This is a genomic window from Lentzea sp. NPDC004782 (assembly GCF_040609115.1).
Classification (GTDB): Bacteria; Actinomycetota; Actinomycetes; order Mycobacteriales; family Pseudonocardiaceae; genus Lentzea.
This window is the reverse complement of the sequence record NZ_JBEXJN010000003.1, coordinates 143,426-156,391: the sequence shown is the minus strand read 5'-3', so window position 1 is coordinate 156,391 and position 12,966 is coordinate 143,426. Positions and strand designations below refer to the sequence as shown.

Below are 12,966 nucleotides of genomic sequence, written 5' to 3'. Positions count from 1 at the left end.
CACCGACTTCCGCGCCTCGACTGGAGAAATCCCGTGGTCCTCTCCCTCCTGTTCAAACCCAAGGAACTCATCACCGTCATCCGCCTGATGCGCGAGGCCAAACGCCTCGGCGTCGAGATCGAAGACCTCCCCGACGACGTCGTGGCGGCCCACGTGCTGCCCAAGACCCACCCCGAGCGCTACGGACTGGTCCCCGACGCCGAGGTGACCACCTCCACGCCCATCGAGGACCTGGCCCTGGCCGCCGTGAAGGACGACGTCCGCGCCGGCAACTGGCAGAACGCCGCCGACCTGGTCGCCACCACCCTCGGCGACTGGGACCGCCGCCAACGCGTCGTCAGGGCCCTGGCCGACCTGGCCGCCAAGGACGACACCTGGATGACGGCCTGGCAAGCGGCCCGCCCAGGCGACCCGCACTGGGCCGTCGTGCACGCGATGTCGCTGGTGTCCCTGGCTTGGGACATCCGCGGCAGCGCCGCCGCCTCCGAAACCACCCGCTCGCAGTTCGACGGCTTCCACCGGGTGCTGCTCGAAGCCCGCGAAGCCGCAGCGGTGGCCGCCTCCGCGCTGCCGGAGGACCCGACGCCCTGGAACACGATGCTCACCCTCGCGCGCGGCTTGCAGGTGTCGCACGACGAGTTCCGTGTCATCTGGACCGAGCTGATCTCGCGGGATCCGTTGCACCACAACGGACACCAGCAAGCCCTGCAGTACTGGTGCCGCAAGTGGCACGGCTCCGACGAGATGGCGCTGGAGTTCGCGCTCGCAGCCGCCGCCAAGTCGCCGAAGTTCCTGGCGTGGCCGCTGCACGCCGCTTACGAGGCGCAGAGCACCTCCCCGGGCATGTGGAAGTCGCCTGCGGTGGTGGCCTCCTTGGACGCGTTGCTGGACCGGTTGGCTGATCAGGGCTCGGACACGTACTCGGTTCGCGACGACCGGGGTTATGCGGCCTTCGCACTGATTCAGCTGCAGCGGTTCGAGGAGGCGGTGGGGCAGTTCCGGGCTTTGGGCGCCTTGGCCGATGCCGGGCCTTGGGACTACTCGGAGCAGCCTCGGCTCGTGTTCCTGGCGTCTCGCGGGGAGGCGGTCACGGCCATGGCTCGGGGCAAGGGAGTCAAGGCTCCGCTTCGGTAGGAGGCATTCGAGGGCTCCAGTTCCTGGGCTCGAGTTGGGTTGGGGACAGCTAGGGCTTGCGGGTGCAGGCCTGGCTCGGGCACGAGTCGGTTTGGTTCGGACTCCGGCAAGGGCTCTCACAGCAACGGTTTCCGGCGAACCGAGGCACACCGGCGCGAGCGTTGGGCAGCGGCCTGGCGCGGGCGCCAGGCGCGCCGTTCTGTGGGCCTGTCGATCCCTTGTGGGGCAAGGGTCAGCCGACTGCGGCCGGTACGCGGGCCGGGGTGAGGGATGGTGGGGTTCGGCGTTCCAGCACCGCGCGTTCCAGTTGACGGGCCGGGGACTCGCCCAGGAGTTTGCGGGCCAGGGCCGTGCCTCGGGTTGGGGCGAGGGCCAGTTCCATGCGCAGGGCCTGGACGCCTACGAAGTGGCTCACCTCTTCCAGGATGGCTTTGGTGTCGGGGATGGACTTGGTTCGGCGGACCGCGTCGATCGCGGCTCGTTCCAGCGGGGCCGTGTGGAAGCCTCGGCGGACCACCGGTTTCGGGAGGCGGTCGGTGTGCTCCAGGCGCAGGGCGCCGTAGCCCATGGCTCGGGAGCGGCGTGGGGCCAGGACGTGGATCGGGCCCAGCAGCGGGATCGCGGACTTCATGCCGTGCAGGCAGAGGGCGTCGAAGGCGGTGAGCATGGCGCCTTCGCCCGCGTACATGAGGGCCGCGTGGACCAGCTGGGTGCGGCTGGGGCCCGCTCGGCTCAGGAGCAGGATGCCCGGTAGGAGACGTTGCCACGGGCCACCTGGACGGCAGCGTTGCTCTACCAGGGGCGGGGTCAGTCCTATGTGGAGCAGGGCGGCTGCCGGGGCTACCCGGTGGTCGAAGAGGGTGCCGAGGGCTTCGAGGTCGATGGGGTGGCGCATGGGTTCATGGTGCGCCGGATGCGGGCGGGGGAAGTGGGGCGAGCCGGAAGCTGTGGACAACTTCCGGGTTGTGGACAAGTCGCGATCACTCGGGCTTGGGCTCGAACTCGGCTGTCCTGTCCGGACTGTTGCCGAGCAGGGAGGCCGGACGGACAGCCAGTGAGCCGAAGCGGGAACGGGCCTGGTCAGCGGCTTGCTCGGCTTCGCGCCAGCCGCGTTCCGGGGCGTCGAAGATCAGTTGCTGGGCCGAGTCGGCGTTGTCAAGACCCTCTATTCGGACGCCGATCAGGCGGACCGCGCCGGGCGGGACCTGGGTGTCGAGGAGCTCGGCGGCGATGCGGTAGACCTCCTGGGTCACGTCGGTCGCCACCGGCAGGGTTCGGGAGCGGGTGATCGTGGTGAAGTCCGAGAAGCGGACCTTGATGGAGACGGTTCGGCCGCGCAAACCCTTGGCGCGCAAGGAACCCGCCGAGCGTTCCGACAAGCGCAACAGCTCGCGGCGCAGCAGCTCGCGGTCGTGGTGGTCCACCTCGAACGTTTCCTCGGCGCCGATCGACTTCTCGCGCGTCACGGGCACGACCGCGCGCTCGTCGACGCCGGCGGCCAGGGCGAACAGGTGCTCGGCGAGAGCGACACCGACCATGCGGCGCAGGCGGGGCAAGGGCGTCGCGGCGACGTCGGCGACCGTCTCCAAGCCCAGTTCCTCGAGGCGCGCAGCGGTTTTCGCGCCGACACCCCACAACGCGGACACCGGCAGCGGGTGCAGGAAGTCCAGCACGGCGTCGGACGGCACGACCATCATGCCGTCGGGCTTGCACATGCCGGAGGCCAGCTTCGCGAGGAACTTCGTCGGCGCCACGCCCACCGAGCACGTCACCGAGTGCTCGGCGAACACGCGCGACCGGATCAGCTCCCCGACGCCACCCGGCGTCAGGCCCAAACGGCGAAGTGCACCGCCCACGTCCAGGAACGCCTCGTCGAGAGAAAGCGGCTCCACCAACGGCGTGATGTCGCGGAAGATCGCCATGACGCCGCGCGAGACCTCCTGGTAGAGGTCGAACTGCGGTGGCAGGTACACGGCGTGCGGGGCCAGACGGCGCGCGTGCGCGGTCGGCATCGCCGAACGCACGCCGTACTCGCGAGCCAGGTAGTTGGCGGAGCACACGACACCGCGACCGCCGACACCGCCGACCACGACCGGCACCGAGGCGAGCTCCGGCCGTTCGCGGATCTCCACCGACGCGTAGAAGGCGTCCATGTCCACGTGCAGCATCCGACAGCCCGTGTCGTCGGGCCAGACGCCATCACGGGCACGGAACCGGTCGCGCAGGCCGCGTGGCAGGTTCGCACTGCGACCCATGAACACCCCCTCGAACGCCAGTTCGAGGGAATCCTACAGTTTGTACACCCGTGCCGCGTTCTCCGACGCGATGAGTCGCGCGATCCGGTGCGCGTCCTCCTCCAGGAATGCGTCACGACGCAAACCGTCGGACAGGAAGTCGGACAACGCGCGCCGGAACAGCAACGCGCCGAGGTAGTACAACTCGGGCAGACCGAACGCGTCCGACGAGAACAGGAACTTGCCGTAAGGCACGATCTCCAACGCCTCCGCCAGCACGCGCGGCGCCTGATGCCCCAACCCGTGCGTGGCGAGCCCGAGGTCGCAGAACACGTGCGGGAACACCTGCGCGAGATACCCGGCCTGCCGGTGGAACGGGTAGTTGTGCAACAACAACACAGGCACACCCAGACGAGCAGTCGCCCGCAGGAACGGCGTCAGCAACGACGGATCGCATCGGTGCAGATCGAGGTCCGAGTCGCCATAGCCCACGTGGAACTGCAACGGCAGCCCGGCGTCCAACGCCTCCCACGCCAGCCAAGTGATCACCACCGGATCGGCCAGCCGCCCGCCCGGCCACGCCTTCACCGCCGCGACAACGTCCGCATCGGCAGGCCGCACCCCGGGCAACGCGAGCCCGATCCGGTACGCCGCAACGGATTTCGCGCCGACCGCACCGCCGGACGCCAGCCGCGCACGCACCGCGGACACGAACTCCGCAGGCGCGACCGAAGGCCGCAACGACTCGGCCAGGTGCTCCAACCGCACGATGTCGTGCGAAACCGCTCCCGCCAGCGACGAGAGCTCCGGGCCCGACAGCAGCCGATCGGGCTGGAACCCGCCGTCCACCAGGAAGGTGTGGATCCCGGACGCCATCAGGAACGTCCGCGACACCTCGGTGATGTGCAGCGAATTCCTCCGTTCGAGGTACGCCGCAGCCGACGCGTGCCGGGGCAGGTCCAGCAGCGGAGCGCACCACCGCCGCACCGCGAACCCCAGCGCCGAGTCGAAGAACGACCCGCCCGACGGCCCCGCCGAGTCGCCCTCCAGGAGCAGCGACTCGAACTCCTCACGCGTGCTGTCGACGCGCAGCACACCGTGGCAGTGGTGATCTATCAGCCCGAGTTCGGCGACGAACGGCAAGATGCCCATAACCTTAGGATCGTGGACTCTGCGGAGCGGGACCAGCGGTTCGACCGGGCGACGGAACTCTTCGACGGGCTGAACGCCAGGGACGTGCGCGTCGTGGCGCTCACCTGGGTCGACAACAGCGGCATCGCGCGCACCAAGTCCGTACCTCTGCGCCGGCTGGCCCACGCGGCGGCACACGGCGTGGGCGCCTCACCGGTGTTCGACGTGTTCCTGTTCGACGACTGGATCATCCAGGGCCGGTTCGCCGGCGGGCCGGTCGGCGACCTGCGCCTGCATCCCGATCTCGACCGCCTCACGGTGCTCGCGGGACAGCCGGGCTGGGCCTGGGCACCCGCCGACCGCCACTTCCAGAGCGGCGTCCCGTACCCGATGGACCAGCGCCTGCAGGCCCGCAAGGCCCGGCAGAACCTCGCCGACCGGGGCCTCACCGCCAAGGCGGGCTTCGAGATCGAGTGGTGCGTCGGCAAGCCCGACACCGACGACTACGTCCCAGCCACGAGCGGTGCAGCCTATGGACACGCACGGCAGGTAGAGCTGTCCGACTACTGCGTGGACGTCCTCACGGCGTTGGACCAGCAGGACGTCGAGGTCCTCCAGTTCCACCCCGAGTACGCCGCCGGTCAGTTCGAGGTCTCCACGGCACCGGAAGACCCGGTCGCAGCAGCAGACACCGCCGTACTCGTCAAAGAAACCATCCGCGCCATCACGATCCGCCACGGCATGCGCCCGTCGTTCTCCCCCAAGGTGGTCAACGGCGGCGTCGGCAACGGCGGCCACCTGCACCTCAGCCTCTGGCGCGACGGAACGAACCTCTTCGAGGACTTCCAGGACGAGGCCAGGCAGTTCAGTGCGGGCGTCCTCAACCACATCCGCGCGTTGTGCGCTGTCGGTGCGCCCTCTCTCGCGAGCTACCTCAGGCTCGTGCCGCACACGTGGTCGGCACCGTTCGTGGCGTGGGGCGAGGAGAACCGCGAGACCGCGCTCAGGCTGATCCGGGACAACCTCGAGATCAAGTGCTTCGACCTCACCGCGAACCCGTACCTGGTCGTCGCGGGCGTCGTCGCGGCCGGTCTGGACGGCATCGCCACGCAGGCCACGCTCCCCGAGGGCCTCAACGTCGATCCGGCGCTGCTGGACGGCGTCCCGCGGCTGCCGGCGTCACTGCGGGAGGCCGTCGAGGAGTTCGAGAAGGACTCGGTGCTCACCGAGGCGTTCGGCAAGGAGCTGGCGGGCACGATCGCGGACGTGCGGCGCGGCGAGATCGAGCGCTACAAGGACGCGAGCCCGCAGGGCATCGCGAACGTCACTCGCTGGCGCCACTGAGTTCTTTGCGCAGCCGCGTCAACGCCCGGTGCTGAGCCACCCGCACCGCGCCGGGCGTGGAGCCGACCGCCTCGGCCGTCTCCTCCGCCGACAACCCCACCACCACGCGCAGCACCACGATCTCGCGCTGCTTCTCGGGCAACACGCGCAGCAGAGCAGCCATCTGCGCGGACAACTCCCCTTGCACCGCACGCTGCTCCGGTCCGGCCTCCGCGTCCACCGACTCGGGCAGCTCGGGCACGGGCTCCGCGCGGTTCCTCGTGAAGCTCCGGTACGAGTCAGCGACCTTGTGCGCCGCGATCCCGTACACGAAGGCCAGGAACGGCCGCCCCTGATCGCGATACGACGGCAACGCGGTCAGCACAGCGAGGCACACGTCCTGCGCAACGTCGTCCGCCGACGCGAACGATCCAACGCGCGCGCGGCAGTACCGCACGACCAACGGCCTGATGGTCCCGAGCAGCCGGTTGATCGCCGCACGATCCCCCGCCACGGCCAGCGCGACGTGGCTGTCCGCCGCCTCGGGCCGGCTGGAGTAGTAGGAGGGCGCCGGCGGGTCGACCGGCTCCTGGCCGCCCACGCCCGCCGTCCGCTCGACCAGCGAGTCGAGCGTTTCCTTCGAGACGTCGACCGCACCGCCCACGGACGAGCGCTGAACGGCCTCCGCGGGGACCTTGCGATGCAGACCGGGTGTGAACTCCACGCGGATCACCGTTCCTCGTCCGTGTGCTGGCGTGCGGTGAGGCGGGCGCGCCGGAGCCGTCCCTCGACGGCACGCGGGGTGAGCCGCGTGAGCTCGGCGATCTCCGCGTGCGAGTAGCCCTGCTCGTGCAGGATCAGCAGTCGGCGGCTGTCCTCGCTCAACGCCGCGAACGCCGCGTTGGCCGCCTGCTGCTCTACGACCGCGTCCTCGGGGTTTCCCTCGGCCACGACCTGTTCGAGCGAGGCGAACGAGTCCAGCAGGTCCACGTCCCGCCAGCCGCTCATGCGCGTCTGCCAACGCCGGTAGACGTTCGGGAACGCCAGCACGCACGCGTTGACGAAGTACTCGTTCAACGGCTGCCCGTGCTCGACCGACCACTCCCGGCCCAGCAGGCCGCGCTCGCAGAAGATCACGAACCCCTCGAAGACCGCGTCGCTCGCGAGCTCCTCGGCCTCGTCCAGCGGAATGGCCTGCTGGTGCAGGTACCGGCCGTGCCGGCCGCAGCGGGCGAACATCGCCCCCGACCGCACGAGCTTGGTAACGATCGTGAGTCCGTGCCCGAGAAGCTGGCGGTGGAACTGGTCCCAGCGCGACCCCGTCAGTCCTGACTCGCGGAAGTGCTGCACGAGCACCCCGTCGACGCGCAGCCGTTCGGCGGCGTGCGCTGGGTCAGAACTCCTCATGCCCTTAGGTATGTCGTTTGGATGCATTTAGCCCACGCGCCCAAACGAGATTCACCCGATCGGGACACTGGCGGCGGCGATCTCCTTGCGCAAACGCCCCAATGCCCGGTGCTGAGCGACGCGGACGGCGCCCGGCGTCGACCCCACTGCCTCGGCGGTCTCCTCAGCGGAGAGACCCACCACAACGCGCAGCACGAGGATTTCGCGCTGCTTCTCCGGCAGCATCCGCAACAGCTCGCCCATGGTGCCGTTCAACTCGACCTGAAGCGCGAAGTCCTCCGGCCCGGTGCCGCGCGACGCCTGGTCGGGCACCTCGGCCATCGGCTCCGCACGGTTGCGGGCGAGGGCGCGATGCGCATCGGCGACTTTGTGCGCCGCGATCCCGTAGACGAACGCCAGGAAAGGCCTGCCCTGCTCCCGGTAGTTCGGGAGCGCTGTCAGCACGGCCAGGCAGACGTCCTGCGCGACATCGTCCGCAGTTGTCGCGGAACGCCCCACACGCGCGCGACAGTACTTCACCACCAACGGGCGCAGGTAGCGAAGCAGCTGCTCAACGGCCCTGCGATCACCCTGCACGGCCAGGTTGACCAGCTCCGCGGATAACGCCGAACTTTCCATCCGAAGCTTCCCCTCCTCGACATCCCGTGGGAGAGACGTGCGGAACGTCACTCCTTATGCGGAAAGTAGGGAGAAACTTCAAACGTCACCCGTTCGGCGCAACCATCAGCGGTTGGTAATAGGCGTGGAGCAACCACTCCACGTAACCGAAACCCGCGCGTGCCGCCAATTCGGTGAGTTCATGACGGGTAATCGCCCAATATCGTGCCTTGCTCACCACCACACGCCACGAATCGGCCTCGTGCAGCTGGAACATCTCCAACTCGTACCGGTCACCATCCCAGTGCCAGAGCTGGAACCACACGACACGACCAGGCCCGACGGACGGTGGTGTCGACAACGGCCGTTCGCGCCGGATCGTGTCGTAGTCACGCGTCGAGAGAATGAGCCGACCACCAGGCCGCAGCACCCGTCGCATCTCTCGCAACGCCGCAAGGACGTCATCAGCGGCCAACAGGTGCGGCACGGCGTTGTCGGCAGCGAGCACGACGTCGAAGGAGTCATCAACGAACGGCAACGCACGCATGTCTGCCGCAAACGCGGGCAACGACACCCCACGCGCGAAAGCCTCCGCAACGGCCCGAGAAGCCGCCTTGGGGCTCAGATCCGACCCGACTACGGAGTAGCCGCACTGAGCCAGACCGATCGCCTGCGTCCCGATGCCGCACGCGCAATCGAGAACGCGCGCGCCGAGCGGAATGAACTCCGAGAGCTGCGCCGCCTGCCGAGCCATCGACGCGTCCCAGTCCGGGAACATCAGGTCGTACGTCCCGGCCAGCCCGTCGTAGAAGGCGCCGGTCAAATCAGCTCCTCGACCCCCACCGACGACCGCAGTTTCGCCAGCGCCCGGTGCTGAGCCACCCGCACGGCACCCGGCGTCGACCCGACCGCCTCGGCCGTCTCCTCCGCCGACAGTCCGACGACGACGCGCAGCAGCAAGATCTCGCGCTGCTTGTCCGGCAACCCGTTCAGCAGCCGGCCCAGCCGCACCGAGAGCGACCCGAGCAGCGCGTTCTGCTCCGGGCCGACCGTCAGCGACGGCCCGTCCGGCACCTCGGCCACGGGCTCTGACCGGTTGCGCGCCGACCCCCGGTGCACGTCCGCCACCTTGTGCGCGGCGATGCCGTACACGAACGCGAGGAACGGCCGGCCCTGGTCGCGATACGTGGGCAACGCCGTCAGCACCGCCAGGCAGACCTCTTGCGCCACGTCGTCGGCCGACGCGTACGCGCGTTCGCCACGACCGACACGCGCACGGCAGTACCGCGACACGAGCGGCCGGACAGACGTCAGCAACCGTTCGACGGCACGCCGATCACCCGCGACAGCCTCGTTCACGAGTGAAGCCAGCAAGCCGGAACTCTCCATGGCGTCAGTCCCTACGTCGGCAGCGGACACAACTATCTTTCGCCGCAAAGTCGTTTGGGACCAGTCACCGGGACCACGAACCCCGGGAACTAAGACTCTGTCAGGCGGAACGGCGGGCGAGTACGTGCAAGCGGGCGGCGACGTCCCTGAGCGGAGACCGGGTGGCGGCAGCCAGTTCCAGTTCGGCGAGCGCGTCGGCGGCACCGGGGTTCGCGTCCAGCACCACGCCGGGCACGAGGTCGGAGACGATGCCGTGACCTTGCAGGAGCTCGACGGAAAGTCCTGCCTCCAGGACCAGCTTCTCAAGCCCTGGAACGTCGAATCTGCGTTGCAACGGATCACGCGTGCCCGCGAGCTGGCCCGCGTCGTCGTCCAGCAACCGCCGCGCGTCGACGATACGGCCCGCGATCGCGCGGTGCAGGATCGCCGCGAAACGGTTCGCGACCAGCACCGACACCGCGCCGCCGGGCGCGACGGCCGCGGCCAGCGAGGTGAGTGCGGCGGGGGCGTCGTCCACGACCTCCAGCACGCCGTGTGCGAGCACCAGATCGGCCTCACCAGGGGAAACGCCGAGCGAGTCGGTGTCGCCCTGGACCGCGTTGATGGTCACCCCGGCCTCGCGCGCGCGGGTGTTCAACGTGGCGAGTGCGTTCGGCGACGGCTCGACGACCGTGACCGCACAGCCCGCCGCGGCGAGGGGCACGGCCCAGACGCCGCTGCCACCACCCACGTCGAGGACGCGCGGGGGTTCGCCACCCCGGCGCGTGCGGGCGGCGGCCAGTTCGGCGTCGAGCACCCTGTGTACGGCGTCCGGTCGCATGGCAGTAAGAGTAGGAGACCCTAGAGTAGGTCTGTGCATACGGTGTCCGTGCTCAGCCTCAAGGGAGGCGTCGGCAAGACGACGGTGGTTCTCGGCCTCGCCTCGGCCGCGCTCCGTCGTGGCGTCCGCACGCTGGTGATCGACCTCGACCCGCAGTGCAACGCCACGTCGACGCTCGAACCGGAGGAGTCCAAGGCGAGCATCTACGACGTCCTGCAGGACCCGTCCGAGGAGAACCTGGAGCAGGCGATCCGCCCGAGCAGGTGGGGCGACGGCATCGACGTGCTGTCCGGGTCGGAGGACGCCGAGCTGCTCAACCACCCGGACCCGAACGAGTCGCGGCTGCACCGGCTGAAAGACGCGTTGCGCACGTTGCGTGACATGTACGACGAGTTCCCGTACCAGCTCGTACTGCTCGACTGCCCGCCGTCGCTGGGCCAGCTGACCCGCTCGGCACTGGTGGCCGCGGACCGCGCGTTGCTGGTCACGGAACCGACGATGTTCGCGGTGGCGGGCGTGCAACGGGCCTTCGAGGCGGTGCAGAACGAGCGCGAGCAGAACAACGCGGACCTGCAGCCGCTGGGCGTCGTGGTGAACCGGGTGCGGCCGCGGTCGCACGAGCACCAGTTCCGCATCGACGAGCTGCGCGACATCTTCGGCCCGTTGGTGATGCCGGTGGCGTTGCCGGACCGTCTGGCCGTGCAGCAGGCACAGGGCGCGTGCATGCCCATCCACGAGTGGGGCACGCCGGGTGCGCGCGAGGTGGCGCTGGCGTTCAACCTGCTGCTCGCCCGCATCCAGCGCATCTCCCGCAGCCGGCGCCGCGCGGTGCACCAGGACTTCGACGACGACGAGATCCAAGAGGCGGTGGATGCCTGAGGGCGACACCGTCTTCCTGGCCGGGCACCGCCTGCACGAGGCCCTGGCCGGGAAGACGCTGCGGCGCGGCGAACTGCGCCACCCCCGGCTGTCCACCCTGGATCTGGCCGGGCTCGACGTGCTCGGGGTGCGCACCTACGGCAAGCACATGTTCACCCGGTTCTCCGACGGGAACAGCCTGCGCAGCCACTTCCGGATGGACGGCGCGTGGCACCTCTACCGGCCGGGCGAGCGCTGGCGGCGTCCCGCGCACCAGGCCCGCGCGGTGTTCGAGGTCGACGACCGGCAGGCCATCGGCTTCGCGCTGCACGACATGGAGTTCGTGCCGACCGCCCACGAGGATCGGCTGATCTCGCATCTCGGACCCGATCTGCTCGCGCCGGACTTCGACGCCGCCGAGGCCGTTCGGCGGTTGACCGAGGACCGTTCGCGGCCGATCGGTCTCGCGTTGTTGGACCAACGGGTCATGGCCGGCGTCGGAAACCTGTACCGCGTGGAAGTTTGTTTCCTGCTGCGGGTTTCGCCGTGGGCGCCCGTGTCGTCGATCGACGCGGAACGCGCGGTTGCGTTGTCCCGCAAGCTCTTGCAGGCCAACCAGTGGCGGCCGGAACAGATCACGACGTCTGATCCGCGGGTCAAGAACTGGGTTTTCGAACGCACCGGCAAACCGTGCGTGCGTTGCGGCACAAGGGTCCGATCGGGCGACATGGATGCCAGAACTGTGTACTTCTGTCCCAGTTGCCAATCCGTTTGAACCGCGGCCGCGTTCTGTTCGTGTCCTCGAACATGGCGGTCAATCTGGATGCCCTGCGCCCCGGCTTCACCGAGGACCCGTACGCGGTGCTGAAGGACCTGCGGGAAGCAGGCCCCGTGCACCAGATCGAGGTCTTCGGCATGTCCATGTGGCTGGTGACCCGCTACGCCGACGTGCGCGCCGCGCTGAACAACCCGTTGCTGGCCTCTCACGGCTCCGCTGCCGGCCCCGTGCCGCGTACGTACCCCATGGTGGCCGGAGGGTGGTTCAGCGACGTTGCGGACCACATGCTGATGAGCGACGTACCGGACCACACGCGCCTGCGCCGTGCCGTGTCGCGTGAGTTCACTCCGCGCCGCATCGCCGCGCTGCGCCCGCGCATCGAGCAGGTCGCGTCGTCGTTGATCGACTCGTTCGTGAACGACGGCCAGTGCGACCTCATCTCGTCGTTCGCCTCGCCGCTGCCGGTCACGGTGATCATGGAACTGCTCGGCGTGCCCGAGGTCGACCGCGAGAACTTCAAGTACTGGGCCGACGTCGTGACCGGCGTGAACGAGGGCGACCACGAGCTGGTCGCGGGCATCCACGAGGAGGCGTCCGGGTACCTGCGCGACCTGGTGGCGTGGAAGCGGACCTCCGGCGACACGGACCTGATCGGGTCGCTGGCCCGCGTGACCGGTGAGGACGCGCTGAACGACCGCGAGCTGGTGTCGTTGGCGTTCCTGCTGCTCGTGGCGGGCTACGTCACGACGATCGACCTGATCGGCAACGGCATCCTCGCCCTGACGCGCAACCCCGAGCAGCAGGAACTGCTCGCGCGGTCGCCGTCGCTGCTGCCGGGCGCGATCGAGGAGTTCCTGCGGTTCGACCCGCCGACCTCGCACGCCACGCTGCGGTTCGCGCGGCCGGGCCTGCAGATCGGCGGCGTGCCGATCCCACCCGGTGACGTCGTGCTGCTCTCGCTCGCGTCGGCGAACCACGACGCGGCGCGCTACCCGCGGGCCGACGTGCTGAACATCGAGCGAGCCGACCGGCAGCACCTCGCGTTCGGGCACGGGATCCACTTCTGCCTGGGCGCACCGCTCGCGCGGCTGGAGGGCGAGATCGCGTTCCGGACGTTGCTGCAACGGTGTCCCGGGCTGGTGCTGAACCCGGACGAGCCGCTGGCGTGGCGGGTGTCGATCAACATCCGGGGGCTGAAGTCGCTGCCGGTGCGGTTCCGGACCAAGCCCGCCATGCCGCTGGACGAACAGGCAACGATCAAGGTGCCCAAGCCGTCCTGACTCGCGTAACGGCGT

Annotated in this window: 14 protein-coding genes; 5 read left to right on the top strand and 9 right to left on the bottom strand. The window is 69.4% G+C overall.

The genetic code is table 11. From position 1 onward, the window contains the following. Window positions 1–33 precede the first annotated feature (33 nt). Window positions 34–1,134 carry a DUF4034 domain-containing protein gene (locus ABZV40_RS04050; RefSeq protein ID WP_355435399.1) on the top strand — a complete coding sequence of 367 codons (1,101 nt, stop codon included), beginning with the start codon at window positions 34–36 and terminating at the stop codon, window positions 1,132–1,134. Window positions 1,135–1,366: 232 nt separating this feature from the next. Here the strand turns inward: ABZV40_RS04050 and ABZV40_RS04045 are convergent, their stop codons facing one another. The 3 genes from ABZV40_RS04045 to ABZV40_RS04035 form a co-directional block, all read right to left on the bottom strand. After that, window positions 1,367–2,029 carry a hypothetical protein gene (locus ABZV40_RS04045; protein WP_355435396.1) on the bottom strand — a complete coding sequence of 221 codons (663 nt, stop codon included), beginning with the start codon at window positions 2,027–2,029 and terminating at the stop codon, window positions 1,367–1,369. Between the two features lie 85 nt (window positions 2,030–2,114). Beyond that, window positions 2,115–3,389: a DNA polymerase IV gene (locus tag ABZV40_RS04040; protein ID WP_355435393.1), complete on the bottom strand. Its 1,275-nt coding sequence runs from the start codon at window positions 3,387–3,389 to the stop codon at window positions 2,115–2,117. A gap of 33 nt (window positions 3,390–3,422) precedes the next feature. Further along, a complete protein-coding gene (locus tag ABZV40_RS04035) occupies window positions 3,423–4,520 on the bottom strand; it encodes an amidohydrolase family protein (protein ID WP_355435390.1) in 1,098 nt (365 codons plus the stop codon). Between the two features lie 12 nt (window positions 4,521–4,532). On the opposite strand from ABZV40_RS04035, the gene ABZV40_RS04030 reads away from it, so the two are divergent. Beyond that, window positions 4,533–5,843: a glutamine synthetase gene (locus ABZV40_RS04030; protein ID WP_355435387.1), complete on the top strand. Its 1,311-nt coding sequence runs from the start codon at window positions 4,533–4,535 to the stop codon at window positions 5,841–5,843. Here the strand turns inward: ABZV40_RS04030 and ABZV40_RS04025 are convergent. The 6 genes from ABZV40_RS04025 to ABZV40_RS04000 all read right to left on the bottom strand — a co-directional run bounded on the left by ABZV40_RS04025 (window position 5,824) and on the right by ABZV40_RS04000 (window position 10,035). Beyond that, the gene (locus tag ABZV40_RS04025) at window positions 5,824–6,342 is read right to left on the bottom strand and encodes a sigma-70 family RNA polymerase sigma factor (protein ID WP_355435795.1); all 519 of its coding nucleotides are present in this window, start codon (window positions 6,340–6,342) and stop codon (window positions 5,824–5,826) included. The genes ABZV40_RS04030 and ABZV40_RS04025 overlap by 20 nt on opposite strands. A 209-nt stretch (window positions 6,343–6,551) precedes the next feature. Further along, window positions 6,552–7,229, bottom strand: coding sequence for a sigma factor-like helix-turn-helix DNA-binding protein (locus tag ABZV40_RS04020; protein ID WP_355435384.1), 678 nt, complete (start codon window positions 7,227–7,229; stop codon window positions 6,552–6,554). A gap of 51 nt (window positions 7,230–7,280) precedes the next feature. After that, window positions 7,281–7,847, bottom strand: coding sequence for a sigma-70 family RNA polymerase sigma factor (locus tag ABZV40_RS04015; RefSeq protein WP_355435381.1), 567 nt, complete (start codon window positions 7,845–7,847; stop codon window positions 7,281–7,283). 85 nt (window positions 7,848–7,932) lie between these two features. Further along, window positions 7,933–8,649, bottom strand: coding sequence for a class I SAM-dependent methyltransferase (locus ABZV40_RS04010; RefSeq protein WP_355435378.1), 717 nt, complete (start codon window positions 8,647–8,649; stop codon window positions 7,933–7,935). Beyond that, window positions 8,646–9,215 carry a sigma-70 family RNA polymerase sigma factor gene (locus ABZV40_RS04005; protein ID WP_355435375.1) on the bottom strand — a complete coding sequence of 190 codons (570 nt, stop codon included), beginning with the start codon at window positions 9,213–9,215 and terminating at the stop codon, window positions 8,646–8,648. The genes ABZV40_RS04010 and ABZV40_RS04005 overlap by 4 nt, the downstream gene beginning before the upstream one ends. 100 nt (window positions 9,216–9,315) lie before the next feature. After that, window positions 9,316–10,035, bottom strand: coding sequence for a class I SAM-dependent methyltransferase (locus tag ABZV40_RS04000; protein ID WP_355435372.1), 720 nt, complete (start codon window positions 10,033–10,035; stop codon window positions 9,316–9,318). Between the two features lie 33 nt (window positions 10,036–10,068). On the opposite strand from ABZV40_RS04000, the gene ABZV40_RS03995 reads away from it, so the two are divergent. From ABZV40_RS03995 to ABZV40_RS03985, 3 genes are read left to right on the top strand one after another with little or no spacing between them, the layout of a single operon-like run. Then, window positions 10,069–10,914: a ParA family protein gene (locus tag ABZV40_RS03995; RefSeq protein ID WP_355435369.1), complete on the top strand. Its 846-nt coding sequence runs from the start codon at window positions 10,069–10,071 to the stop codon at window positions 10,912–10,914. Next, entirely contained in the window at window positions 10,907–11,668 is a 762-nt protein-coding gene (locus ABZV40_RS03990) for a DNA-formamidopyrimidine glycosylase family protein (protein WP_355435366.1), read from the top strand. The genes ABZV40_RS03995 and ABZV40_RS03990 overlap by 8 nt, the downstream gene beginning before the upstream one ends. Window positions 11,669–11,700: 32 nt before the next feature. Further along, on the top strand, window positions 11,701–12,951 hold the full coding sequence (locus ABZV40_RS03985; RefSeq protein WP_355435363.1) for a cytochrome P450: 1,251 nt from the start codon (window positions 11,701–11,703) through the stop codon (window positions 12,949–12,951). The last annotated feature ends 15 nt before the right edge of the window (window positions 12,952–12,966 follow it).